The sequence below is a fragment of the Cellulomonas sp. Root485 genome (genome assembly GCF_001426705.1).
Taxonomy (GTDB): Bacteria; Actinomycetota; Actinomycetes; order Actinomycetales; family Cellulomonadaceae; genus Cellulomonas.
This window is the reverse complement of the sequence record NZ_LMFC01000002.1, coordinates 231,808-257,401: the sequence shown is the minus strand read 5'-3', so window position 1 is coordinate 257,401 and position 25,594 is coordinate 231,808. Positions and strand designations below refer to the sequence as shown.

At 69.2% G+C, this 25,594-nt stretch carries 18 protein-coding genes; 12 read left to right on the top strand and 6 right to left on the bottom strand.

The features are described 5' to 3' along the window. Positions 1-23 precede the first annotated feature (23 nt). The 3 genes from ASD16_RS09880 to ASD16_RS09870 form a co-directional block, all read right to left on the bottom strand. Positions 24-563: a hypothetical protein gene (locus tag ASD16_RS09880; protein WP_055916341.1), complete on the bottom strand. Its 540-nt coding sequence runs from the start codon at positions 561-563 to the stop codon at positions 24-26. 368 nt (positions 564-931) lie between these two features. Beyond that, positions 932-1,567 carry a DUF6318 family protein gene (locus tag ASD16_RS09875; RefSeq protein WP_157453881.1) on the bottom strand — a complete coding sequence of 212 codons (636 nt, stop codon included), beginning with the start codon at positions 1,565-1,567 and terminating at the stop codon, positions 932-934. 77 nt (positions 1,568-1,644) lie between these two features. Beyond that, entirely contained in the window at positions 1,645-3,102 is a 1,458-nt protein-coding gene (locus ASD16_RS09870; RefSeq protein WP_235523230.1) for a DHA2 family efflux MFS transporter permease subunit, read from the bottom strand. 288 nt (positions 3,103-3,390) lie between these two features. Between ASD16_RS09870 and ASD16_RS09865 the strand changes: the two genes are divergently transcribed. From ASD16_RS09865 to ASD16_RS21400, 4 genes are all read left to right on the top strand, one after another. Beyond that, entirely contained in the window at positions 3,391-5,595 is a 2,205-nt protein-coding gene (locus tag ASD16_RS09865; RefSeq protein WP_082570754.1) for a DUF262 domain-containing protein, read from the top strand. Continuing rightward, a complete protein-coding gene (locus tag ASD16_RS09860) occupies positions 5,595-8,348 on the top strand; it encodes a Z1 domain-containing protein (protein ID WP_082570753.1) in 2,754 nt (917 codons plus the stop codon). Before ASD16_RS09865 ends, ASD16_RS09860 begins: the two co-directional genes overlap by 1 nt. Then, complete coding sequence (locus ASD16_RS09855; RefSeq protein ID WP_082570752.1) at positions 8,314-9,447, top strand: PD-(D/E)XK motif protein; 1,134 nt, start codon at positions 8,314-8,316, stop codon at positions 9,445-9,447. Before ASD16_RS09860 ends, ASD16_RS09855 begins: the two co-directional genes overlap by 35 nt. A 105-nt stretch (positions 9,448-9,552) precedes the next feature. Continuing rightward, on the top strand, positions 9,553-9,945 hold the full coding sequence (locus tag ASD16_RS21400; protein WP_082570751.1) for a very short patch repair endonuclease: 393 nt from the start codon (positions 9,553-9,555) through the stop codon (positions 9,943-9,945). Here ASD16_RS21400 and ASD16_RS09850 read toward each other — a convergent pair. Then, positions 9,907-11,295, bottom strand: a complete 1,389-nt coding sequence (locus tag ASD16_RS09850; protein WP_055916329.1) for a DNA cytosine methyltransferase — start codon at positions 11,293-11,295, stop codon at positions 9,907-9,909. The two genes, ASD16_RS21400 and ASD16_RS09850, sit on opposite strands and share 39 nt — an antisense overlap. A 304-nt stretch (positions 11,296-11,599) precedes the next feature. Between ASD16_RS09850 and ASD16_RS09845 the strand changes: the two genes are divergently transcribed. From ASD16_RS09845 to ASD16_RS09815, 7 genes are all read left to right on the top strand, one after another. Next, entirely contained in the window at positions 11,600-13,819 is a 2,220-nt protein-coding gene (locus ASD16_RS09845; RefSeq protein WP_055916328.1) for a glycoside hydrolase domain-containing protein, read from the top strand. Between the two features lie 13 nt (positions 13,820-13,832). After that, positions 13,833-15,122, top strand: coding sequence for a glycosyltransferase (locus tag ASD16_RS09840; protein WP_055916326.1), 1,290 nt, complete (start codon positions 13,833-13,835; stop codon positions 15,120-15,122). Positions 15,123-15,155: 33 nt separating this feature from the next. Further along, a complete protein-coding gene (locus ASD16_RS09835; RefSeq protein ID WP_235523229.1) occupies positions 15,156-15,398 on the top strand; it encodes a DUF2191 domain-containing protein in 243 nt (80 codons plus the stop codon). Next, complete coding sequence (locus ASD16_RS09830) at positions 15,395-15,823, top strand: type II toxin-antitoxin system VapC family toxin (protein WP_055916322.1); 429 nt, start codon at positions 15,395-15,397, stop codon at positions 15,821-15,823. The genes ASD16_RS09835 and ASD16_RS09830 overlap by 4 nt, the downstream gene beginning before the upstream one ends. Positions 15,824-15,924: 101 nt before the next feature. Next, the gene (locus ASD16_RS09825) at positions 15,925-17,328 is read left to right on the top strand and encodes a hypothetical protein (RefSeq protein WP_055916320.1); all 1,404 of its coding nucleotides are present in this window, start codon (positions 15,925-15,927) and stop codon (positions 17,326-17,328) included. A 56-nt stretch (positions 17,329-17,384) separates the two neighbouring features. Next, positions 17,385-17,957 carry a hypothetical protein gene (locus tag ASD16_RS09820; RefSeq protein ID WP_157453880.1) on the top strand — a complete coding sequence of 191 codons (573 nt, stop codon included), beginning with the start codon at positions 17,385-17,387 and terminating at the stop codon, positions 17,955-17,957. Next, positions 17,954-18,487, top strand: a complete 534-nt coding sequence (locus ASD16_RS09815; protein ID WP_055916316.1) for a hypothetical protein — start codon at positions 17,954-17,956, stop codon at positions 18,485-18,487. The genes ASD16_RS09820 and ASD16_RS09815 overlap by 4 nt, the downstream gene beginning before the upstream one ends. Here ASD16_RS09815 and ASD16_RS09810 read toward each other — a convergent pair. Further along, positions 18,441-19,808 carry an SWIM zinc finger family protein gene (locus ASD16_RS09810; RefSeq protein WP_055916314.1) on the bottom strand — a complete coding sequence of 456 codons (1,368 nt, stop codon included), beginning with the start codon at positions 19,806-19,808 and terminating at the stop codon, positions 18,441-18,443. The two genes, ASD16_RS09815 and ASD16_RS09810, sit on opposite strands and share 47 nt — an antisense overlap. A 42-nt stretch (positions 19,809-19,850) precedes the next feature. On the opposite strand from ASD16_RS09810, the gene ASD16_RS09805 reads away from it, so the two are divergent. After that, positions 19,851-22,475 carry a DUF6493 family protein gene (locus ASD16_RS09805; RefSeq protein WP_055916312.1) on the top strand — a complete coding sequence of 875 codons (2,625 nt, stop codon included), beginning with the start codon at positions 19,851-19,853 and terminating at the stop codon, positions 22,473-22,475. 50 nt (positions 22,476-22,525) lie between these two features. On the opposite strand, the gene ASD16_RS09800 is transcribed toward ASD16_RS09805, so the two are convergent. Beyond that, positions 22,526-25,414 carry a glycoside hydrolase N-terminal domain-containing protein gene (locus tag ASD16_RS09800; RefSeq protein ID WP_200942929.1) on the bottom strand — a complete coding sequence of 963 codons (2,889 nt, stop codon included), beginning with the start codon at positions 25,412-25,414 and terminating at the stop codon, positions 22,526-22,528. Positions 25,415-25,594 lie beyond the last annotated feature (180 nt).

Here is a 25,594-nt window from a genome sequence, read left to right as displayed (position 1 = left end):
TGCACAGAACGCATGGTGGCGCCTCAACAGTCGTCCGGCTTCGGGACGTCGGTGCACAGGCTCGAGACGAGGTGGGAGCGGCGCTCCTCGACCGTGAACGGAGCGCCCACCACGCTCGTCTCCGCAGTGCCGTTGACGTCGTGCCACACCGTGCTGCCGTCCACCCGATACCTGCCCGACCACGTGGTGGTCAGCGTGATCTGCATCGTGCCGAGGGTCTCGTAGAAGTGGAACGTGTCGTGGTCCGGGTACGAGTGGCCCGGGCTGTCGGTCACCAGGTCGTCGCTGTCATCGCCGAAGTCGTAGCGGTAGCTCGTCGGTGTCGCGATCACGTCGACGCCGTACCCGAGCAGCTCCGTCCGGAACACCTGCTCCGCCGGGTCGGTCATGACGATCGTCTCTTTGTTGACCAGGACCCACCCGCGATCCGGCTGAGTCGTCAGCACCGGCGGCGCGATGGGCAGGCGCCGGAAGTCCTCCGCGGTCAGCGTCGGCACCGCGTCCTCCGGGCACGAGTACCCGATCACGAGCTCCCACGGCAGCCCGGCCCAGCTCGCTCCCACGTCCGCGCGCCTCTGACTCCAGAGTGGCAGCACCGGTGGGCCGTCTAGGCAGGAGGGGATCGGGAGGGAGCCGTTCCGCGGCGCGCACGCGGGGAGGGCACCGCCATCCGCCGGCATCGGACCTGCCGGAGCGCCCGGTTCTGCCGCACCGCCCGTCGCGACGTTGCACTGCGGGGCGCGCATATAGCGAACGAGCAGGAGCGCGGGGTTGGCTCGTTGGGACGCCTCGTAGGTCTGCCTTGCCTCGAAGGCAGTGACCTTGATCGACTCGTCCTCACCCTCACCGCCCAAGTCGACTGCCGACGATCCGCTGGCGACCACGACCATGAGTCCGGCGGCGAGGAGTGACACCAGTGCCGCCCTGGGCGTCACGGCTTGATCTCCTCGTGGGACAGCGCACGTATCTTCCAGTCGCCGTTCTCGAAGATCACCGCAGCGTTCATCGTGTACGCCGATGCCTCGTACTCCTTGGCCACCGACCCATCCGCTCGTAGCTCTTGCTGCGCACCCTCCAGCGCCCGGAGATCGACCGAGAACCACCGGCCGGGCGTGACCTCCGAACCGGTGGCGTCCTCGATGCGAACGGCCCCACCGACGGAGTGCAGCCCCTTGGTGCCGAGCCCCTCGATGCTGCCGATCACGCTGGTGCAGAAGATGCACTCCGGGTGGCTCAGAGCACGGATGTCCGCCAGATCACCGGTGTTCTGCGCGTAGGGATACAGCTTCAGGAAGTACGTCAGAACGGCGACCGCGCCGTCGACCGTCGGCGGTTCATCGAGCGCAGCCGGCCGGTCAGGCTTCACTCCATCGGCAAGGACACCGTCGACCGTGGGAGTCGACGTGGGAGTCGACGTGGGAGTCGGGCTCGGACTGACGGACACCGACGGCCGCGCCGTCGAATCGTCGCGCGCCGTGGCGTTGGGCGAGCAGCCGGCCACCACGCCTGACAGTGCCATGAGCGCCGCAGCGGCGCGCCAAGAACTGATCCCCCTGCGATTCGACATGGCCGCGACCGTAGTGGAATCGGACATCGCCGAACCAGGTCGAGCACACATCTGTGGACAACCCGCGGACTGGCTTCTCAACCCGCCGCGGCCCGCTCCGGCGCGTCGACCTGCCTCGGCAGCACGAACACCAGCGCGAAGCTGACGATCGACAACAGCGCGCTCACCGCCATGGCGTGCGCGGCGGCGTCGACGAACGCCTGCTGGATCTGCGCCGGGTCCCTGCTGGTGATGTGCAGGGTGCCGAACAGGACGCTGCCGATGACCGCGATCCCGATGGCGGACCCGACGCGCTGCATCACGCTGATCACCCCGCTGGCGGCACCCGCTTCGGACCGGTTGACGGTCGCGACGATGAACTGCGCGTTCGGCGCGATGAACAGCCCGCTCCCGATGCCCGCGATCAGCAGCGGCAGCAGCAGGTCCCAGTTCACGAGATCGGTCGCCGGGACGAGGCGCAGGATGAGCCAGACCGAGACGAGACCCGCGGCCACCATGGCGGTGCCGACCACGAGCACCGTGCGGCCGAGCCGCTGCGACAGCCGGTTGCTCTGGGACGCCCCGATGATGCTCCCGATAGCGAACGGAACCCCGACCACGCCGGACTCGAGGGCGGTGTGTCCCAGCCCCGCCTGCCACAGCAGCGAGATGGTGAAGAAGATGCTGGTGAATGCGGCGAAGTAGACGAGAGCCAAGATCGTCCCGCCCGTGAATGCGGGGTGGGAGAACAGGTGTGGCGGGACCATCGGGTTGGCGTCCTCGATCCGCTTCTCCCAGAACGCGAACGCCACGATCAGCAGAACACCCGCGGCGAGCGTGATGAACGTCCACGCCGGCCACCCCTTGTCCTGGCCCTCGATCAACGGCACCAGCAGGGCGATCAAACCCGCGGTGAGCAGCACCAACCCGACGAAGTCGTATCCCTCCTTCGCCTTTCCCTCCGCACCGGCCGGCAGGATCTTCGCGGCTGCGATCAGGGCGATGGCACCGATCGGGATGTTGACCCAGAACACGAGCCGCCACCCGTTCTCGTCCCCGAAAGCCTCGATGATCAACCCACCGAGAATCGGACCGAGCGCCGTCGAGACGCCGATGACCGACCCCAAGATCGCGAACGCCTTCCCGCGCACCGCGGGCGGGAACAGCAGCTGGATCATCGCCGTCACAGCCGGCACGAAGATGCCCCCCGCGAGCCCCTGGACCACCCGCGCGACGATCAGCTGCATGCTGTTCTGCGCTAGTCCGCAGAACAGGCTCGCGACCGTGAACAGCAGCAGTCCGGTGAAGAACACCCACTTGTGCCCGACACGGTCTCCGATCCGACCCGCCGGGATCAGCGCGATACCGAACGCCAGCGCGTAGCCGCTGATGATCCAGCTCAGCGTCGCCTCGCTCGCGTCCAGGCTGACCTGAATCGTCGGGAGGGCGACGTTGACGATCGTCGTGTCCAGCAGGGCCATGAACATGCCGGCCATGAGGACGACGAGCGCATTCCAGGCGCTGCGGGGGACGGACGGGGGTTGATAGTGCCTCACTTTCGCGTCCGTCATCGGTGCTGCCCTTCCGGCGGATAGACGACGTGGCCGTCGCGCGCGTCGAAGACCACCGTCCACCGGCGTCGAGCGCCGCGCACGCCGAGGGACTTCCGACTGAGACAACGCCTCTCTCACGCTCGCCTACGCCGGTCACCTTCGAGCCCGTCCGGACGTCCCGGCATCCCGCGTACACGGGCGGATGGCTTCGGTACTGTCGGAGGTGAACAGCGCACTGCTGCCTTCGTCGAGCGCAAGGGACAAGTCCGAGTGGTCGGGTATTCGAGTGCTATGTCCAAGGCTGAGGCGACTGCTCGGATGTACTTCCTCGGCGGCCGCCCTGTGGAACCGCTGGGACCGGGAAGCAAGGAAAAGAAGTCGGCCCTCGATGCACTCGGGCGATTCGTCGGAATAGATCTGCGGGATACACCGGGAAAGATCGAGTGTGGGCGACGCATCGCCGACCAATTGCAGGCCCCGTGGGATTCGATGTGCTACTCCGTGGGCGAGACGATCACACTCGTCGGAATGAATCGCCTGCTGGACGCCGCCGTCCGCCAACTTCCGCCAGACGACGAGACGCTGCGCCTCGTGCGACGGCTCTCGACCTTGCCGCCCGCACCGAAGGCGGGGTTACCAGAGAGGACGCAGATGTCAGAAGACTCGGACCTCGAGCAGAACATCGCCGAACGGATTGCCACTCTCTCGGAGGTTGGCGACACACCGGTCGGCGTTGCGCCGATCCTGGAACGGCTTGAGCCGAGCGACGTGCGCTTCGACGACGGGGGCGTCTGGCGTGCGCGCGTGGCACTCGTGCAGAGCTGGCTTCATCTGCCTGAGGAGCTCGACCAGTCGTCGCCGGACTCGTTCGACCGCAGCCTTGCTCGATCCCTCGGTCTTGAGACGGCCGAAGCAGGCACTGCCGTCCATTCGGACGATCTCTTTCCGCGACTTGCAGAACGGCTCGAGCGCGCCGTCTCGCTGCGCGAGAAGTTCCTCGAGGAGATGGAGGCGACGGCTGAGGGCGCGGCAACGCGTGAGAGCGCAACACAACGTTGGGCGAACGCATGGGACGAAGTCGTAGAGGACGAGGAAACAGAGGTCGGCGGACCCATCCACGCCTACGCGGACACTTGGCCGATCTCCGAGTTCGCGCAGTATGCGGTCGACGGAGAGCTCAATCTCAGCCCGTCCTACCAGCGAGCGGACGTCTGGCCGACAGGTGACGCACAGATGCTCATCGAGTCGGTCCTGCGAGGCGTTCCACTTCCGTCGGTCATCATCTTGAAGCAGCAGGATGCTGGCACTGTGAACTACGAGGTCGTCGACGGCAAACAACGGCTCACGTCGATCCTGCGCTTCACCGGCCGTCACCCCCGAGCGCTGGAAGTGGTTGCAGAGAAGGCCCGTGACTGGAACGAACCGGAGCTCCTCGAGGTCTTCCACTCGGACTATCCGAAGTTCAAGAAGCTGTGGAAGAAGTACGAGACCCAGAGTCTCACTGCGCAGGTCGAGCGATTAAACTACTTCCCCTTCGCGCTTCGGAGCGGCGACGTAAAGCCCTTAAGCGGAGACTTGTCCCGATTGCGGGGACGGTACTACTCACAGATCCGCAACGAATCGATCGACGTGGTGGGCGAACAGCGACAGCTTCGAACCGTGTTCGAGCAGACGTCAAAATACCGATTGCCGGTAATCGTGTACGAGCAAGTCACTACCGAGCAGATTCACGAGGTGTTTTCCCTGTACAACCGGCAGGGCAAGCACCTCAACGCCGAGGAGATCCGCAACGCCCTCTACCATCGGCTCGCATTCATGCGCGCAGTGCTCGTGACGGCGGGCGACTCCGACGACATCGAGGCTGTAGCTCCGTTCCTGGCACCGCACTGGTACGACCTCTCGTCGACTCGGATTGTCCTAGACAGCTACGGATTCGGCAAGGCGGGCTACAAGAGGACAAAGCTGCTCTCCTGGGTGGCCTCGGTCTTGTACTTCGACGATGGCCGACCGGACGGACGCTCGACCGCAAGCCAGATCAACGCTCTGCTCAAGCGAGTCGCCGCTGACCCGAAGGACCCGCTCCGCAGCGAGGGCGTGATTACTGAGGCGATGCTGCTTCTCGACCGCGGCCTCGATGCCCACGCGGCTATCCCCATGGAGGTCTGGGCGCCGTCGTTCAAGAACTCGCAGGGGCAGAGCAAGTGGCAGGAGCTCCAGCTGGTTGCCACCTTGATTGCTTTCTCAGCAGCGCGTCAGGTCCTGGGGGACAGGCTCGACGACGTTGTCGACCGTGCTCTACCCCAGATCGGTGAGGCCTCCGCACAGTGGAAGCGTCCACAGAAGACGCAGTCCAAAGAGCAGTGGGACTTCATTGCGAGGGTAGTCGGCGAGCTTCTCGAGCTGCTGGGCGTTGCACCGTCCGATGTCGATATGCGCCTTCGCGACCGTTTCGGGCACTCCGGCCTCGGGGGACTGATCAGCATCACTGAGACGTGATGACTGGCGCCCCGCACGGGTTGGAGCGCATCACCCGCGCGCAGCCAGCCAACGGACCATCGTCGTGGTGGTCTGCCTACGCCTCTGTCCTCGAGAGCTCGGGCATCGGCGAGCGCAGCCGGACCGTCATCGGCGCAGATGCCGAGTACATCGTGGAGCAAGGGATCTTCGGCGCCGGCACACCGTCCGAGGGCACGTGGCCAGCGTCGAGGGAACGCCGAGGGCTGGTGATGGGTGCAGTCCAATCAGGCAAGACAGCATCAATGATGGCGGTCACAGCGAAAGCTCTCGACCGTGGAGTCAATGCCGTCGTCATCCTCGGCGGCACCCGCACCGCGCTGTGGCTCCAGACACTTGATCGCGTCGTCCAACAGATCGACACGCTCGAGAACCCCCTGCAGCGTCGCGTGCGCCTTCCCGCACATCTCCACACGTCCGGCGGTCCGCAAGGGTTGTACTCGCTGACGCCTCAACTTGCGAAGACGCTCGTTGCCAGACGTCGCCCACTCATCGCAGTAGTGATGAAGCATGTGGCGCATCTCGAGCAGCTGGCATCCGCTCTCACCACCGTCTACGACGAGGCGCATCTGGCGAACGAGCCCTTCCATCTGCTTGTGATGGACGACGAGGCGGACGACTCTTCCGTGGTCGACACCGCGGCGGAGTCGACGTACGACGACCTGACAATGCAGCGAAAGCAGGTTCCACGCCGCATCCTCGACCTGTGGGAGTCTCGCCGAGACCCCGGCGAGACAAAGACCGACAACGTGTACTCCACATATCTTGCGTACACCGCGACGCCGCAGGCGAACTTCCTCCAGGACCCCGCCAATCCGCTCGCACCCAGCGACTTTGTCGCGAGCCTCCGCACACCGGGACCGGAAGGCGACTTCGAGATCCGCTCGTCGTCCTACCGCACTACTGACGGCCCCCGCGGTTGGTACACCGGTGGCGAGATGTTCTACCGAACATTGGCCGAGGTCCCGCTGTGTGTGGAGACAGATGATCAAGCCGAGCACGACGTACTTCAGGACTCCGTGCGTGCATACCTCGTCGCGAGCGCCGTTCGGCTGGCGCGGTCGCCGGGCGCCGTCGGGCCTCGCTCCGCTGAGATTGCGGAGTTCTCGTCGCGAGACGCCGCCGGACTCGAACCGATGTCGATGCTCATCCACCCCTCCTCCGCGAAGGAAGAACACTTCGACGTTGCACGGCGTGTCGTCACCTGGTCGATGGGCGGCGACCTCGACCCGTCGCTGGGACATCCAGGCGACGGACTCGGCAGACGGCTCAACGTCGATGCGCTGCGCCGGGAGCTCGACGATGTCCCCGAGAAGTGGCACCGATGGCTCGCCGACTACCGACGTTCAGCTCGCCTCTGTCACGAGCTGCTCGAGGTTGACCATGCGCCAGTCGATCCGTCGGAGATGGACTGGGACACGGTTCGTCGGCTGCTCGTCGAGGAGGTTATCCCGGGGACCCGCGTTGCAGTGATAAACAGCGACGAGAACGCGGACGATCGTCCCCATTTCTCGCCCTGGCACGACGGTGCCATCTGGCGAGCCCCTAAAAATCTCTCGACGATCTTTGTCTCGGGAAATGTGATGTCACGTGGGCTGACGCTCGAAGGCCTGACGACGACCCTCTTTACGCGTGCTTCCGATACACCCCTCGCGGACACGCAGATGCAGATGCAGCGTTGGTTCGGCTACCGAGGAAAGATCATCGACCTTTGTCGTGTTTTCATGCAACGCGACCAGATCGAACAATTCACGATATATCACGAGAACGACGAAGCGCTGCGCCGCGATGTGCTTGCCGCGATGTCGAGCACGGGGTTGCCGCCCGACATCCGGGTACTCCAGGGAAGGTCATTCCAGGCGACGGGGAAGATCAGCAACGTGCGGGGGATACCGTTGTGGCCCGGTCCGAAGCCCTTCGTCCGCCACCTCACTCCGGCGGCGACTGACGACGTGAACCTCCGACTGATCACTCGTGTTCTGTCCGACGACCCTCTTCCGGTGCCGGACGCCGGCGCCCGCCAAGGCCTCCTAGCCCCAGAGCCAGTCGGGCTCCTCGAGGCAGCCGATCTGTTGGACGGTCTTCGATACGACGCCCACGGCCCCGGCCCGGCCAGTAGAGAAGCCAGTCGTTGGACATCAGTTGCCAACCACGCGGGGCTGTCCTCGCACGATCAGTCGTGGCCCCTCTATCGGGCTCCTTTCGTCGAGGGCAGCATCGACCTCGGCCACGCGTCGCCCTATGTGATCGCGGCCTATCTTCGGCTCTGGGCCGTTTGCCTCGATCGCCGGGTGCGAGGAATGGTGACGACAGATGAGCCCTCGGTGCTCTGGGACCTCGTCGATCTCGACGTGCGCCAGAAGCAACAGCCCAAGTTCTGGATCGGCTTGCGCTTTGGCGATGGACCGCAGATCCACACGGGACCCCTCGCCTCGCTTCCTGCAGAGATCCACGGAATGGCGCGGGCAGTGTCTGGAGGCACTCTCAATGCTACGTGGGGTTCACGTGGTGTCGGCTCGAGCGGCATCGTCGGAGACGAGTACTTCGAGAGCAAGGTGACCGGCCAGGTCGCGGCCGTCTCGTCATCCGGCGCTCGCCTGCCCGGGAACGACGGCCTCATCCTCTTCCACCTGGTCGACCGCGGCGAGGGTGCGGTTTCCATAGGCGTTGGCCTGAGCATCCCTCTGGGGGGTCCGGATCATGTCCAAGCTCACTCGCGAGTCACCGATGAGTGACAGCCCGGTCGAGCGGTCGTTCGAGTGGCTCCGGAACGAGGTTGGTTCCCTCGAGGCCGCTCCTGACCGCAACTCGCGGACGATCTTATGGGCGGACGCGGCCTGGTCTCTTGCGGTTGCACGCGACCATCGCGGTCGCCTGGAATTGTTCGTGGTCGGCGACGAGCTGGTGCCAACCGTGACGATCGTTCGTGACGCCCTCGAGTACCAGCAATGGACGACATCCGCCGGCGTACCATTGGCGGCTAACCGCTTCGTGTTCCCGAACGCCCCACACTTCGATGGTGTTGCGGCCTTTGTTTGTTCGGAACTGATCGAGAATGGGCTGTATTCCGATCTGCCTGCTGCCTTTCGCCGAACCGAACCTGCCCTCGCCCTCGCGCTACGCCGCGCATCGCTAGGCAACGAGGTTCTGCTCGGACTGGCCGGCGAGCTTGTGGCGCTGCAGGCGCTACTACGTGCTGCCGCCCCAGGCAGCGCTGTGCCGATCCTCGAGGCATGGGCTGGAAGCGCGCCTTCCTCGCGGGACTTTCAGCTTGGCCCGGTCGGGGTGGAAGTGAAGACAACGACAGGACCGACCTCGCAACATCACATCAACGGTGTTCATCAGATCGAGCTCGGGTTCCCGGTCGGCGGTGTCCAAGAGACGTCGATCTTCCTGCTGAGCCTCGGCCTGCGATGGCTCGAGGAGGACGCGAACGGTGGAACAAGCGTTCCGCAGTTGGTCGAGAGCATCGTTGCCCGAGTTGTCGACGACCAGATCCGAGATGACTTCTTGGCCAGAGTTCGGCAGTACGGAGGCGACGCGAGCCTGGGCTACGACCACAGCGAGCATTGCCACCTACCAAGATTCAAGCGGCCGTTCGAGGTGCGATTCGAGCGCCTCTATGACATGGCCGACGACGCAATTAGGGTGCTCCGGAGCTCGAACATCGAAGGGTTGGACCACGTCCGGCAGGACTCGGTGACGTTCCAGGTGACGCTTCCACGCCACGTGCGCGGAGATCGCAACCCAACAACGGGGATGCCGCGCATCGCTGAGAAGGTTCTGGCGCTGTCCAAGACTCCGCTCCGTGGACCGAGGAAGGCTCTCCCCTAACGTGCGGGCTGTCTCTACTGCACAAAGACTCGCGCCGTGACTGTGCCGCAGCCTCAGCATGTCCCGCCCCACCCGGGGTCGTCGTCTCCCTCGATTTCTCGACGGATGTCACTTGCACGCCGCAGGGACACCGCTCCCGAGCTCGCGCTCCGACGCGCCCTCCACGCCCTCGGCCTGCGGTATCGCGTCGCATTTCCGGTGCCAGGTCAACGTCGGCGGAGCATCGACGTGGCCTTCACTCGTGCCCGCGTCGCGGTCTTCGTCGACGGCTGCTTCTGGCATGGATGCCCACTGCACGGGACCAGTCCGCGTCTGAACTCCCGCTGGTGGACGCAGAAGCTGGAGGCAAACCAAGCGCGAGATCAGGACACCAACCGAATCCTCGGCGAGCTCGGGTGGATCGTGATCCGGGTGTGGGAACACGAAGATCCACATGCGGCTGCGGTCAGGATCGCGGCGTCAGTCGCTCGCGCGCGTCTGGCCGTCCCTGACGACTGACTCCATGACGTCGTCGGGAGACTGGGGCGAATCGGTGACGACGGCACTGAAGATCCGACGACCCGCTTCGGTCGTCTTGAGGATCGCCTCGTCCCTCATCACATGCTCGCGAAGAACGTGCCAGACGGCGCCCACATTCACGCCGTTACCGAGCTGCCGGTATGTCGCGGACGCCGGCTGGTCGCCGAACTCGAAGTTGTCGGGAAGGCCCTGAAGCCGCGCAGCCTCACGAGGCGAGACCCGCCGCTCCCGCGTGCCGACGATCGACGTCTGCGTGATGGCGACGAGCGCCGGCAGATGGGTCGCGCGCTTGGCACGGATACCCGACGGTCGCATCTGCATGACGCACTCCCAGAGCGTGGCCGTGTCCTGTGCCTGCCACTCAAACTTCCGGCGCGACGGCGGGAAGTCTCGAACGCCGTGACGTTCGATCCATTCCTCGAAGGCGTCGCGATGAGCGGTGTACAGCGCGGAGTTCTTCCGAAGGAAGTTGGCCTTCCATGAAGGTGTCCCCTCGGGGATGAGCAGATCGTCCTCATGGACCCACGCGTCGACCCAGACCGGGAACCCCGGCAGTCGTCTCGCCTTCTCGCCGACGCGCTGAGCCTCCGACTGGTGGATTGCCCGCAAGACGCGCACCCACTCGTCCCAGGCGTCGATCCATGCTCGCTCGTCGTCGCCAAGGCCGAATCCCTCGACCTCATGCTCGGGATCGAGCGGAAGGTCGGCCTCGAGATCCCACTCCTCGCCCCCACGCAAGCTCCGGTTCTCCACCGCCGGCATGGGGTCGACCCCGCCCATCAGATCGTCTGGGTCGTACGTGGCGGTGATGAAGACACGCTCGCGGACGTGCGGCCGGCCACCAGCCTCGAGCGGTAGCAGGTGAGGCGAGAACACCGCCGGAGTCTCGGACACGCGGTACCCCTGAGCGCGCAGGCTCTCCACGACGACCTGCCACTCGTGGAAGTGCCGGGGACCTGCCAGGTTCCTGACGTTCTCGAGCAGCACCACGGTGGGGTGATGCGCCTCGATGATCTTCAAGATGTTCCAGAAGAGCGTGCCGCGGGTCTCGTCCATACCGCGTTGCGCACCCGACTTGCTGAAGGGCTGGCACGGAAACCCAGCGGCGAGGATGTCGTGCGCAGGCACGGCCATGACCTCGTCGTTCGCGTCCTTAGTGATGTCGCCGAGCGGGCTGTGACCCCAGTTGAGCTCGTAGACCTTCGCTGCGCGCTTGTCGATCTCGACGGAGTAGACGGGCTTCCCGCCGTAGCCGCGAAGCACCGCAGCAAAGCCGCCAATGCCGGCGAAGAGGTCCACGAAGCTGAAGCGTGCGGGCTGTTCGGCCACGGTCCTGGCATCACGAGTCACTTCATCGGCCTGTCTCTCAGGATGCGTTCGGGGTACTGGCACGCGCCGCGCTCGGATAGTAGTCCGGGCTCGACCTAAGCTTGGCAGCTGAGTCAACGTTCGGCAACGACCGGGCACCGGCGTGTCGTACGGATGTTCGAGCTCCGTCGACACGCTGGGTTGCAGTCCGACTCCGAAACCCCCCCGCAACACTCCCGACGTACCGTCCCCCCAACGAGGCATAGACGCAGGCGTCGCCCGCACGCGACCCTGTCGTCCCGACGAGGTGCGCGAGGAGCGGCGGATGTTCGAGCGCGTCGACCCTTTCATCGGCACGGAGGCCACGAGCCTGGCGCCGCAGAACGACCTCGCGAAGACGTGGTGGTGGCCGAAGCCGCAGGTCGGCAACACGCACCCGGGTGCGACGTACCCGTTGGGCATGGTCAGCGCGTGCGCGTACAGCGGCGCGTACCCGACGGGCTACGGACGGTACGACCTGGGCACGGAAGGTCTCCCGACGGAGCTGTACGACCGGCAGGTGGCCAGCGGCTTCACGCACTTCCAGCAGTCGGGCACGGGCGCGATCCGCAAGTACTACAACTACTTCCGCGTGACGCCGATGCTGCAGCCGCTGGATGACCTGGGTCAGCTGTGGGACGTCGTCGACGAGAGCGCCGAGCCGGGCTACTACACGGCGACGCTGGAGTCGGGCATCCGGGCGGAGATCACGGTCGGACCGAAGAGCGCCGTGCACCGGTACACGTTCCCGGCGCACCGGGACGCGCGGCTGGTCATCGACTTCTCGCTGGGCGGGCTGTCGATCCCGCACGGGCGTACGGTGCCGCTGCGGGCGCACCTGCACTCGATCAGCCCGGGGATCGCACAGGGCGAGATCGTGGTCGAGGGTGCTCCGCTGGCGATCCATGTGGAGTGCGACGACCCGCGGTGGCGCCAGCTGCTCTGGTACGACCGTCGGCTCATGCCGGGCGGCACGCGGCTGGACTTCGACCGGATCCGGCCGACGACGCTGCGGCCGTTCGGGCTGATGTGGGCGGGGCCGTCGGAACCCGGGCAGGTGGTGGAGCTGCGGTTCGGGTTCTCCCTGCGGGGGGTCGACCAGGCGCGGGAGAACCTCGAGAAGGAGTGCGGGCCGGGGCCGTCGAGCTTTGCGGAACGCCGGGCGGCGACCGCGACGACCTGGCAGGAGGCGCTCGGCAAGATCCGGGTCGACACCTCGTCGAAGGACAAGCAGACGGTCTTCTCGACGGCGCTGTACCACTCGCTGATCAAGCCGTGCCTGGCGCCGGACGAGTCGCCGTTCTGGCCGGCGGACGGGCCGTTCGCGTTCGACCTCGCGACCATGTGGGACATCTACCGGACGCAGCTGCCGCTGCTGACGACGCTCATGCCGGACAAGGCCGTCGAGCTGGCGAACGCGCTGCTGTACATCTCGGAGGAGGAGGGGAACCTCCCCATCGGGTACCGGATGGCCCGTGGCGCCGACCAGTTCAGCCGGCAGGCGTCCGCGCTGGCGCACACGTTCCTGGCCGACCTCTGCCAGCTCGGGCTGCCGGGCATGGACTGGGACTGGGCGCTGGTGCACATGCACAACGACCTGCGTCGGACGTACGGCGAGGACTTCCTGCTGCGCGGCAAGGTGCACCCGATCAGCCACACCCTGGACCTGGCGTTCGGGTACTGGTGCACGTCGCAGATCGCGGCACACGTCGGTGACCCGGCGCTCGTCGAGCAGTTCACGCCCCTGGCGGCGCGGTGGATCAACGCATTCGACGAGGAGACCGGTCTGCTGCAGGACTCCACCTACTACGAGGGTGGGCGCTGGAACTACTCGTTCCGGCTGCTGCACGACATGGCGGCGCGCATCAAGCTCTCGGGTGGCGACGACGCGTTCGTCGCGCAGCTCGACCAGTTCTTCGGGTTCGGCGCGCCCGCCGTCACCCAGCCGGGGCTCCGGCCGGCGATCGAGGAGATGGCCGCGGGGTACGCGCTCAACCGGTTCGAGGGCCTGAACAACGAGCCGGACATGGAGGCGCCGTGGTCGTACCACTACGCCGGCCGCCCGGACCGGACCGCCGAGGTGGTGCAGGCCATCGTGCAGAACCAGTTCGGCACCGGCCGCGGCGGCCTGCCGGGCAACGACGACTCCGGCGGGCTCTCGTCGTGGTTCGTGTGGGCGTCGCTCGGGCTCTTCCCGGTCGCGGGCCAGAACCTGTTCCTCATCAGCGCCCCCGCGTGGCGGGAGTCGAGCATCGACGTCGGCGACCGGAACCTCACGATCGAGACCACCGGATTCGTCGAACCGACCCCCGACGGGCCCACGCAGTATGTACATTCCGTGCACCTCGACGGCGTTCGGCTCGAGCGCACGTGGCTCACCGGAACGGAGCTCCATCGAGGCGGACGCCTGCACCTGGAGCTCGGTCCGACGCCGAGCGACTGGGGCACCACCGTCCGGCCGCCGTCCGTCAGCACCCATCCTCCGACCGCCGCGTTGCGGCGCTGACCCAGGAGTCGCCGTGTTCCCGAACCGCCGTCTCGTCATCGTCGTCCGCGCCGACCCGGTCATCTGCGGTCACTCGGGAGAGGCCCGCAACCTCGCCGAGGCTGCCCTGCAGCGGGGTTTCGACGACGTCCGCATCGTCACGTGGCCCATCGACCGGCTGCAGGCGACGGGCCTGCCCCTCAAGCCGCTGGACGGTGTGCTGCCGTACTCGCCGGGGATCACCGTCGAGCGACCTGAGCCGGTGGGCGACTACAAGGTTCCCGACGGGCGCTGGCTCGCGGGGATCGTCGGCCGGCTCGTGGAGCTGTTCACGGATGGCGTCCCGACGGTCGCGATGTCGCTGTACCTGAGCCCGCACTCGCTCGCCGTCGCCGACGCCGTGCACGTCGCGCGCCGGACCGGTCTGCCTGTGAACGTCACGACCGTGGCGGAGGCCGTCGGCTCCGACGTCACCAACGTGGTCCGTGCCTGCGTCGAGAAGGACGAGTTCGGGGCCGCGGCGCACGTGCTGTCGAGCTACCTCGAGCACGACGTGTGCCTCGCGGTCAGCGACTACACGCGCGAGCTGATCATCGCCGAGGCCGCCGCCATCGACGCCAAGCACGGCACCACGTTCGCCGCCCAGTGCCGCGAGCGCGTCACGGTCTCCTACCCGGCGATCGACGTCGGCTCGTACCTGGACCTCGACGCCGCCGAGAGCGAGCGTGTGCTCGCCTCCCGCGGCCTGACCGCCGACGGCTACGTCCTGTTCCTCTCCCGGCTCGCGCACGCCAAGGGCGTCGACGACCTCATCGCGGGCTTCGCGCAGAGCCGTGCCTCCGACGACCTCCAGCTGGTCATCGCTGGCAACGGTCCCGACGCCGGTCGCCTGCAGGAGCTTGCCGCCGCGTCGTCGGCCGCCGACCGGATCGTGTTCTTCGACGACGTCGACGACGACGAGAAGGCCCACCTCATGGCTGCGTCCGCCGCGTACGTGCTGCCGAGCAAGCCGCGGCCGGAGTTCGTCGAGACGTTCGGCATCGCGCTGGCCGAGAAGATGCTCGCCGGCGGCGGACCGATCATCACCACGGACACCGGCGGCATCGGTGAGGCCGTCGGCGACTGCGCGCTGATCGTCCCGGTCGAGTCCCCGGCGGCGATCGCCGCGTCGCTGGACCGCATCCTCGCGATGTCCCCCGACGAGCGCGCCGGCTGGGAGACGCGTGCCCGTCTGCACGCCCTGCAGTTCGACCGCGGAGCCGTGCTGGACGCGATCCTCGACCGCGTCGCGCGCGCGATGCGGATGCCGACACCGGTCGGCTAGGCATATCCGCATATCGCGCGTATGCTGATCTGCATGCGCACCACCTTGCTCCTTCCCGACGACCTCTACCGTGCGGTCAAGACGACGGCCGCCGAGTCCGGCGAGACCATGACGTCGTTCGTCGAGGACGCTCTGCGGGAGGCCCTGCGACGGCGGGCGACCGTCCCGGCCGAGCGCGCTCCGTTCGTCCTGCGGCCGGTCGGGGAGGGTGGCCTGCTCCCCGGCGTGGACCTGCAGGACTCGTCGGCGCTGCTCGACGTGATGGAGGGCCGGTGATCCTCCCGGACGTGAACGTGCTGGTCGGCGCGTTCCGGCGCGACGCCTCCCAGCACCTCGAGCTCCGGGGTTGGGTCGAACGGACGGTCGACGGACCGGAGACCCTCGGGCTCACGGACGCGGTCCTCGGAGGCACGCTGCGCGTACTGACCCACCCCCGGGTGTTCGCGCAGCCCACGCCTCTCGCGGACGCGCTCGACCTGATCGACTCGCTCCGCGCGCATCCGAACGTCTCGCGGGTGGCGCCCGGCCCTCGTCACTGGGACCTCGTCGCGGAGCTGTGCCGGTCGGCCGACGCCCGAGGGAACCTGGTCGCCGACGCGCAGCACGCGGCCGTCGCCATCGAGCACGGGGCGACCTGGGTGTCGCAGGACCGCGACTTCGCTCGCTTCCCCCGACTTCGCTGGGTGACCGCCACCGCGTGACCGTCACCCTGTGACCGAACTGGCCGCCGAAACCGCCACCCGCGCGCAACGGCGCCCCTACCCTGAGCGGGCAGACGAACCGGACCGACGACAGGGACCACGTGCACCGCAGGGCTGACGACGATCGCCACCCGTCCCAGAAGTCTTCACGCCGGTCAGCGGGCGGACCCGATGCCGGCGCCGGCACCCTCGAGTACGTCGGCATCGTGGCGGCGGTCGCGCTCCTGGTGGTCGCGCTCGTCGCCGGGCTCACCCGCTTCTCGCTCGGCGACAAGGTGGCGACGGCGCTGTGCGAGCTCACGAGCCTCGGCGGCGGCGAGTGCACGAGCGGGCCCTCGCGTGCTGCCGAGGACTACGTCCCGCCGCCGCCCTGCGTCATCTCGGGTGACGGTGGCTCGTGGCAGGGGTCACTGGCGTTCGGCGTCCAGCTCGAAGGCGGCAAGACGTGGTTCGTCGAGTCGCTCGGCGACGGCCGGCACCGGCTCACACGCACCGGGGCCGTCGGCGCGGGGATCGAGGGTGGCCTCGGCTTCGACGCCACGGCGATCGTCAACGACAACAGGTACGGCGCCGCTATCGGCATCGGTGGCTCGGTGACGGACCAGCTCAAGTTCGGCGACGTCTTCTACGCGTCGAGCGACGAGGAGGCGTGGAACATCCTGCACGCGGCCGACAGCGACGACGTGAAGGACAACATGGTCGGCGACCACTGGATCGGCCGCGACTTCGCCGACTGGGTGACCGGCGCGTCGGACCTGGAGCAGCTCGACGCCGAGTCGACGTTCGTGAAGGTCGGCGTCAGCGCGTCCGGCGAGGCGTTCGCCACGCTGATCGACTGGGACGCCAGCGGCACCGTCGAGGCGGGGATCTACGAGGGCCAGACGCAGTACCGCGACGGCCGGACGACGGACGTGTTCACGGCCAGCTCGGCCGGCGTCGTCCGCGCGTCGGGAACCGTGGGTGACGAGTGGACCGAGTTCGCGTCCGCCGTCGCGTCCTACGGCGGCGCGGTGACGGTCGAGGTGGACCGCGACGCCGAGGGGGTCGCCACCGCCATGCGGCTCGTCACCCTCGGATCGGGCTACGCCGACACGTCGTCGACCAACAACGGGGCGGACGACCCGCTGGACTACGTGGACTACCGCCAGACCACCTGGCAGGTGCCCCTCGACACGCAGGGCCAGCGGGTCACCGCGGCGAAGCTCGCGCTCGGCCTCGGGATCGAGGTGCCCGGCGTCACCCAGGAGGTCGGCGCCTTCGACGTCAGCACGCTGAACTACGGCGAGACGTGGTCGGACTTCCAGCAGACCGCGAAGGACGAGGGCTACACATGGAGCCAGGACTACGCGATCGACGCCTCGACCAACGGGGGCAACGTGGACGTCGAGGCATTGGTCAAGGTCGGCATCTCCGGTGACTACACGGCGACCACCCGCCATGCCACGGGATACTCCTACTGGGATGGCGCCGGCATGGTCGAGCGTTCCGGCTGCCTGGCGCAATGATCCGTCCCACCCCTGCATCCCGGCCGCGCGACGCGGCCGCACCAGAGAGGCACCACATGAGGTACACCCGATGGGGCGCGCTCGTGGCCACGGCCACGCTCGGCCTGAGCGCGTGCGCGGCCGACGCGCCCGCTGCCGGACCGAGCATCGACCCGTCGTGGCAGTCCGTCGCGGTCGGCCCGGCGACCTTCCACGTCCCGGCGGAGTGGGAGCAGTCGGCCGGGGCGGACCTGTACCCGGGTTCGGACACCGACGAGACGGTCGCGATCACCGCACCCGAGAACGACGAGCGCGTGCGCGCCGGGGTCCTGGTGACCGTGCAGAGCTCGCCGACCCGTGACGCGGCCGCGGAGGCTGGAGCGCTGATGCTCGGCGAGAAGGCGACGACGGGGGCCGACGACGTGGAGACCGGTGGCGGCGAGCTTGCCGGGGCCTCCTCGGTCGCCACCGTGACGTTCGTCAGCGACGTCCAGCGCAGCGACGGCACCACGGCTGAGCTGCGGTCGCGGTGGCTCGTCGCGGACCTCGAGTCCGGCGAGCAGATCATCGTCAAGGCGATCGGCCCGCGCGACACGTTCGACGACACCCCTCTGGACACGATCCTGCAGTCCGTCGAGATCTCGTCGTGAGCGAGCTGGGCACGCTGCTCCGCCGAGTTGCTCGCGCGTCCGGGTTCCTCGCTGTGTTCGGGGTCGTGCTGTTCGGGACGGTCGGCCTGATCATGCTCCGCGTCTCGAGCGCACCTCCGAGTCCTACGCTGTCCGCACCCGTCGCCGCCGGCGCCAGCGGAGAGGCCGGCGGCAGGACGCTGGCGGTCTGGGGCGCGGACGTCCAGGACCCCCGCGCTGTCACGTGCACCTGGCTCACGCCGGAGGAGGTCCCCGCGACGCTCGACCTGGCCGACGATCACCTCACGGCCGACGACCCCACGCTCGGTGTGGTGACCCTGGTCGGCACGATCTACGCACCGACCACCCGGGAGGTCACCTGCTCGGGCGGGGGGATGACGTCGTTCGCGTTCAGCAACCAGGACAGCGGCCCCCCGCCGCGGGCCGTCGGCATCGGGTTCCTCGTCGGTGCGGGCATCTCGGCGGTGTGGGCTGCGCTCATGCTCACGGTGACCCGGCCCCGCCGCCCAGGGCCGGTCGCGAGCTCGTGACGAGCTCCACCGCGAGCGCGTGCTTGCACGGCCCGCGCGAGTCCTGGTGCTTGCCGTACCAGGGGCAGGTGCAGCGCGTGCCGGTGACGGTGGTCCGCACGACGTACTCGACATCCCCGCTGCGCACGCGCGCGACGTCACCGTCGACGACGACCGCGCCGGCGGCGACCAGCGCGCGGGCGTCGGCCAGCCGCGGGTGCATGCCTTGGAGCACCGCCGGGTCGTAGGGGAGCTCGCGGTGGAAGTAGCCGGCGTCGTGGGCGTCGTACCCGACCCGGCCGGCCGCGCCGAGCCGGCCGAGGGCCCGCAGGACGCGCTCGGGCGGGAGGGCAGCGTCGACGGAGAGTGCCGTGACGTCGATCCGTGGCTCGAACGCGAGCAGCGCGGCGACCAGGTCCGCGTCGGCACCGGACGACGGGTCGGCCAGGTCGCGGAGCACGCCGCCCTCGCCGGAGAACCCGCGGCTGACCTCGGGGCTGAGCGTCACGGACACCCGGGCGTCGTGGAGCACGAGCTCCCAGATGCTCGGCGCCGGTCCGGCGACGGCCGGGGCGTAGGCGCGCAGGCCCGTCGCGAACCGGAGCAGGGGTTCGAGGACCCGCAGCCGGTGGGCGCCGGCCACCGGCACCGCGTTCGCCGACGGACGGCTGGTCAGCCGGAGTGCCCGCCCGGTCGGCACGGCCCACAGCGCACCCGACCCGGTGCGCGGCAGGCCCTGCACGAACCGCCGGGCCTCCACCGCGCCGACCTCCAGGACCGGCACCATCGTCGAGCCCGCCACCTGAACCTCCGCGAAGCCCTTCAGCCAGCGCTCGGGCAGCGGCACCTTCTCCTCGGTCACCGAACCGGTCGCGGTCGTCACCGTCAGGCCCTCGCCGACGGACAGGTGCAGCGCGTCGTCGCCGGACACGCCCGCGAGCGCCTGCCGCATGGGCGGGTTGACGTCGACGTTCGTCGTCCCCGTCGCCAGGGCCGGACCGCCGAGCGCTCCGGGTAGCGCGTCCAGGCGGACGTGCACCCCGCAGCACGCCGAGAAGCTCTCGAACCGCAGACGGTCGCCGTTGCTGGTGACCACGGGGTCGGCTGCGCGCAGGACCGCGGCGAGCATGCCGGGCGGGACGTAGAACCGGGTCCGCGCGACGCGGGCGACCACCAGCAGGGCGGCCGCCATCTGCTCGGCGTGGCCCAGGGTGCCGTCGAAGAAGTACGGGTTCGGTTCCGCCGAGCCGCCGCTCGTCGCCAGGTACAGGTCGGGCAGCCCGTCGAGGACGCCGACCGACGACGGTCGGGCGTACCGGTAGACCTGCTCGACCGCCGCCACAAACGCCGACCCTAGAGCACACGCATCAGCGAGGATCTCGGTGTGCGGACGACGACGACCTACGACGAGCTGGTGGCAGTACCCACCGAGGTGATCGCCGGGCTGCTCCACGAGCACGGCGAACGGCAGCTCGCCGAGATGCGTCGGCAGGAGGAACGTCCGTCGTTCCGGGACCTGTTCCTGTGGCGTGGGGTCGACGACGCGCTCGCTGCCGCGGCCGCCGGTGAGCGACCGGCCGACCCGGGTGCCGGAGCGCCGCGGTGGCTCGCCGGCCTGGTGGCCACACGGCTCGACGAGGCGGGACGGTTCAGCCATCGGGGTGGCGACTTCACGACGGTCCGCATCCTCGAGCGCCGCGGTCTCGTGAGCCCGCCGCACGACGACACGTATGCGCTCGCGCTGATCGGCGGGCTGGGCGGCGACCCGCCGACCGTCCCGCTCCGGGCCGACCCGGAGCTCCTGACCACGACCATCTGGCGCATCTTCGAGGTCGAGGGCGGCGGCGAGGTCAGCCTGGCCGCCATCGACAAGTACACGCCCGAGGAGGTCTCCTGGGCGGCGACGGTGCGCGTGCTCACCGACGCGGGCGACCTGGACCGCAGCCGTGTCCTGGACAGCTGCCTCGCCGCGCTGGACCGTGACTTCGGCGCGTTCCGCGCGGGCTGGTTCAGTAGGTTCTGGGTCTCCCTGGAGCCCAGCGAGGACGAGGTCGCGGCTCGGCAGGGCGCGCTGCGGTCGCTCCTGCGCAGCGACGTGAAGCCGACGGTCGCGCTGGCGGTCAAGCAGCTCCGGTCGCTCGTGGGGACCGGGCGTCTCGACGGACCGGCGACGGCTCGGGCGATGGCACCGGCGGCCCTCTCCCCCGTCAAGGGCACCGCCCTGGATGCCCTCCGCCTGCTCGCCGACCTCCATGCCGACGGTGCGGCGGGAACCGACGACGTCGTGGGCACCGCGACGACGGCGCTCGGCCACCCGCACGCGGACGTCCAGCGCGCGGCCGCTCAGCTCCTCACCCGTGTGGGCGACACGGATGCCGTCGCGGGCGCGGCCGACGTGCTCGCACCGAGCGTCGCCGTCGAGTTCGGCGTGGCCGGCACGATCGAGCCCGACCTCCGGGTCCCCGCCGACCTCGAGCCGACGACGCCGGTTGTGGCGACGGGCAACGACCTCACCGAGCTCCTCGCCGCGCTGCTCGAGGGCAGCGACGACGTCATCGGGCTGGAGATGGTGCTCGCCGGGCTCTCGGCGACGCCCGACACCCGGCTGCTCGCACCGCTGCGCGCTCGTGCGACCACCCTGGTCGCACGAGCCCGTCGCGACGGCGAGGCACCCGCGACCCTGCGGGCGGCGGTGGCGCGCCTGGTGCTGGTCGGCCTCGGTGAGGACGCCGCTGCGCTACCGCTCACGTACAGCGGCTACCTCACCAACGCCACGCTGCCCGTCGCGCACCTGGTCGGCCGCATGGAGGAGGTCGCCGACGTGGTGCGCGGCCGTCGCCCGCCCGCTCCGCTGCTCGCCGCACCGGAGCACCCGTCCGGCTGGATCCACGCGGCCACGCTGATCGACAGGCTGACCCGGACGCCCGACCCGGCGCCCCTCGACCTCGTCGCCGCGCTCCTGCGGCTGCACCCGGAGGGCCGGACGACGGTGGGCGCCGACGCGCTGCCCGCTCCGGTCCGGTACGCCCTGGGTGGCCCTGCGGAGCCGGATCTCGACCGCGACGACCGCGCCGCATGGGTCGCCGCCGGGCGCACCCGGACGGTGACGGAGGTCGACGCGGTTCTCCTCCGGCTGGGGCTCGACGGCGCCGGACGCGCACATCCGCTGGACGTGCAGGTGCGGACGGCGTCCGAGACCGAGCGCTACGAGGACCGCCGCGGGGTGCACACGTGGACCTCGTGGGCGTGGGATCTCCGTCTGGCCGACGCTCTCTACCAGGTGGTCGCGGACCAACCCACGGGACTGTGCCAGCTGGGTAGGTCGGACGACGGGTGGCGAATGCCGGACGAGCACACCGCAGCCGCGGCGTCGGACGAGGCCCGGACGCCCGTCGCGGACACGTGGAGCGCGAACTTCGGCCGCTCGGACCTCGGCGCCTACGTGGGGTGGGCCGCGACGATCTGGCCCGCCGACGCCGAGCACTTCCTGGTCTCCACGGCGGGCTCGGTGCTGAACGCTGCTATCAGCACCGAGGTCGAGCGAGACGCCATCCCGGTCCTGGACGCTCTTGGTGCGCACCCCGGCAGGCTCGGGCGGCTGGCCGCCGTGACCCTCGCGGCAGGGCTCGCCGCGGGCCGGCCGGACCAGCGGGTGCACGCGGTGGACGCGGTCCACCGGCTGGTGCGGGCGGATCGGCTCACGGCGGACGTGCTGGCCGACGGCGTCACGACGTTCGGCGGCGCGGGGCTGCTGTCCCGGTCGGCACCGTCGTGGAAGGACCTTGCCTCCATCTCGTCGCAGGCGTCGGCGTTCGTCGTCGACACGCTGACCGCCACGCTGCCGCACACGGACCGGGCGACCAACGGCGTGCACGCGGTACTCGCCGTCCTCGAGGACGAGCTCCTGCGCGCCGGGCGACCCACACCGCCGACGCTCCAGCCGTGGTTGCGGGGGTTCGCGGGCAGCTCCAAGGCAGCCCGCACGGCCGCCCGGCTGGCGGCCCGCTGACCGATCGACGCCCCGGGGTCAGCCCCCGCACCCGCCCCACCAGCACCGGCTCAGAGGGCCGTGACGGTCCAGAGGTTGTTGGTGCTGGTGTTGGGGGCCCACATGGCGACGGTGGACCCGGCGGTGCTGTTGCCCATACCGTCCAGCGCGGTCCCGGTGCCCCGGTTGATGACCTGGCGGCGCCCGTTGCCGACGTCGTTCAGGCGCCACTGCTGGTTGACGCCGCCGTTCCAGGCGAGCTGCCGGCACACCGCGCCGTTGGCGGTGTTGCCCCAGCTGTCCAGGACGAACCCGTTGGAGCGGTTGACGATGCGGTACCAGCCGCTGCCCAGGTCGACGAGCTGCCACTGCAGGTTGGTACTGGCGTCCCAGCTCCACTGCTTGAGGTTGGCGCCGCCCGCGACGGTGCCGCCGCTGTCGAGGACCAGGCCGGTGGTGACGTTGGAGATCCGCACGTACCCCGTCGGCTGCGGCTGCTGCGCCTGACCGACGATGCGGTAGGTCCGCCCGGCCAGTCCCGGCAGCGCGATCGCGTCGCTCTCGGGCTTGGTGACGGTGACGGTGCCGCCGCTGGTGGTGTCGGTGACCGTGAACGTCCCGGTGAGGAACCGGCCGCGCACCTTGACGGTGCCGTCGCGATCGAACCGGACCGTGACCTCGTCGGGCTGCCCGCCGCCCCAGCGCGCGGCCACGGTGTAGCCGCCGCGCCCGCGCAGCCCCTGCACCTGTCCGTTCGGCCAGGCTGACGGCAGGGCCGGCAGGACGTGCAGCTCGCCGTTGTGGCTCTGCAGCAGCATCTCGGCGATGCCGGAGGTGGCGCCGAAGTTGCCGTCGATCTGGAACGGCGGGTGCAGGTCGAACATGTTCGGCGCCAGCCGGGAGGTCGTGACCAGCAGCCGGAGGAGGTCGTGGGCGCGGGTGCCCTCCTCCAGCCGCGCCCAGTAGTTGATCTTCCAGGCGAGCGACCAGCCGGTGCCGTCGTCGCCGCGCAGCTCGAGCGTGCGGCGGGCAGCGGTGTAGAGGGAGGGCGTGCCGCGCTTGGTGATCTGGTTGCTCGGGTGCAGCCCGTACAGGTGGGAGACGTGCCGGTGGGTGCGGTCGGTCTCGATCCAGTCGTACAGCCACTCCATGATGTTGCCGCGCGAGCCGACCTTCATCGGAGCCAGCCGATCGCGGGTGGCCAGCACCCGGGTCCGGAAGTCCGCGTCGACGCCGAGCACCAGGGCGGCCTGTGCGACGCCGTGGAACAGGTCGCGCAGGATCTGGTTGTCCATCGTCGGCCCGGCGCACACGCTGACGCCGGAGTGGTGGTCGAGCTCCGGGGAGTTGGACGGGTTGGTGACGAGGTACCCCAGCGAGGGCTCTGGCACCAGGGTGTCGAGGAAGAACTGGGCGGCGCCCTTCATGGCCGGGTAGTTGGCCTGCAGGAAGGCGGTGTCGCCGGTGAACTGGTAGTGGTCCCAGATCATGGTCGCCAGCCACGCGCCGCCGGTCTGCCACATGCCGGCCTGGGCGAAGTCGACGACCGACGAGCCCCGCCACCCGTCGGTGTTGTGGTGCGTCACCCAGCCGCCGGCGCCGTACTGCACCTGCGCCGTGCGGGCGCCGGTGACCGTGAGATCGCGGATCATGCCGAACACCGGCTCGTAGCACTCCGCCAGGTTCGTCGTGTCCGCAGGCCAGTAGTTCATCGGCAGGTTCGCGTTGAGCGTGTACTTCGAGTCCCACGCCGGGGCGAGCGAGTCGTTCCAGATGCCCTGCAGGTTCGCCGGTTGGGTGCCCGGCCGGGAGGAGGAGATCAACAGGTACCGGCCGAACTGGAACAGCAGCACCGAGAACTGGGGGTCGCTGCCGCTCGCGTGCCGGGAGATCCGCACGTCGGTGGGCTGGTCGGCCGCGGCCGTCCGGCCGAGGTCCAGCGACGTGCGCGAGAACAGCCGCTGGTAGTCCGCGACGTGCCGGCTGCGCAGGTCGTCCCACGTCCGGGCGGCCGCCGCGGTGAGGAACGTGCGGGCCTTGCCCTGGTAGTCGCCGGTGACGTCGCGGTAGCTCACGTAGCTCGTGCCGATCGACACGAGCAGCGTGACGCTGTTGGCGGACCGCACCTGCACCGTGCCGCCCGAGCTGCTGACGGTGCCCCCGTCGGCGACCACCCGCGCCAGGCCGGAGAACCTCACCTTGCCGGACAGCCCTCGCTGGTCGCCGGAGACTCCGTCGATCGCGACGGTCGTGGAGTCCGGGCTGGACACCGTGGTGCGCTGCGGGCTGTCGAACGTCGCGGAGAACGTGATCGAGCCGCCCCGGTCCGCGGTCAGGCGCACCGCGATCACCTGGTCCGGTGCGCTGGCGAGCATCTCGCGACGGAACCGCACGCCGTTCTGCACGTAGGAGCTGCCGGCGACGGCCGTGCTCAGGTCGAGGAACCGCGTGTACTCCGACACCCCGGAGCCCCCGCCGGCGAACGTCAGCCGCAGGTTGCCCATGGTCTGGTACGACAGCTGCGCCGCCGGGATTCCCCGCATGTTCTGGTCGATCAGGGTCTGGGCCTGGCCCCACTGGTTGGCGAAGACGGCCTGCCTGATCTGCGACAGTGCCCCGGCGCCCCGCGTGTTGCTCTGGTCGTACGGGCCGCCGGCCCAGATCGTGTCCTCGTTGAGCTGCAGCCGCTCGACGTCGACGTTGCCGAACACCATCGCGCCCAGGCGGCCGTTGCCGATCGGCAGCGCACGCAGCCAGTCCGTGCCCGCACCCTGCTCGTACCAGAGCGCCAGGCCGTTCGCCGTGCCGACCTCCGGTGGGGCGGCCGCGGACGCGGGCGACGCCGACCACGTCAGAGGGAGCGACGCGGCGCCGGCCACGACGGCGGCGGCCTTGAGCACCTGCCTGCGGGTCACGTCGGTCGTCGGCGCCGGGTTCGCGTCCGTGGGGTCGATCTGCACAGGAGGCTCCTTTGCCGTGGCAGTCCGCGCGCCGGAGCCATGTGAGCGCTCACAACGTGCTGTCGCGACAGTGGCAGAGCGTCCTCGGAGACTCAAGGACTGAAACGAATCGTGTGCATGCTACGTATGACGTCATTCGAGGCGCGAGGCGGTCGTCGTCGCGCGAGGGTCCCGGATCCC

What these genes read in the sequence shown, in the direction of transcription:
- ASD16_RS09860 (WP_082570753.1), top strand. Translation starts at nt 5,595, where the DNA reads ATGACTGGCGCCCCGCACGGGTTGGAGCGCATCACCCGCGCGCAGCCA.
- ASD16_RS09835 (WP_235523229.1), top strand. Translation starts at nt 15,156, where the DNA reads ATGCGCACCACCTTGCTCCTTCCCGACGACCTCTACCGTGCGGTCAAG.
- ASD16_RS09875 (WP_157453881.1), bottom strand. Translation starts at nt 1,567, where the DNA reads ATGTCGAATCGCAGGGGGATCAGTTCTTGGCGCGCCGCTGCGGCGCTC.
- ASD16_RS21400 (WP_082570751.1), top strand. Translation starts at nt 9,553, where the DNA reads ATGTCACTTGCACGCCGCAGGGACACCGCTCCCGAGCTCGCGCTCCGA.
- ASD16_RS09855 (WP_082570752.1), top strand. Translation starts at nt 8,314, where the DNA reads ATGTCCAAGCTCACTCGCGAGTCACCGATGAGTGACAGCCCGGTCGAG.
- ASD16_RS09820 (WP_157453880.1), top strand. Translation starts at nt 17,385, where the DNA reads ATGAGGTACACCCGATGGGGCGCGCTCGTGGCCACGGCCACGCTCGGC.
- ASD16_RS09845 (WP_055916328.1), top strand. Translation starts at nt 11,600, where the DNA reads ATGTTCGAGCGCGTCGACCCTTTCATCGGCACGGAGGCCACGAGCCTG.
- ASD16_RS09865 (WP_082570754.1), top strand. Translation starts at nt 3,391, where the DNA reads ATGTCCAAGGCTGAGGCGACTGCTCGGATGTACTTCCTCGGCGGCCGC.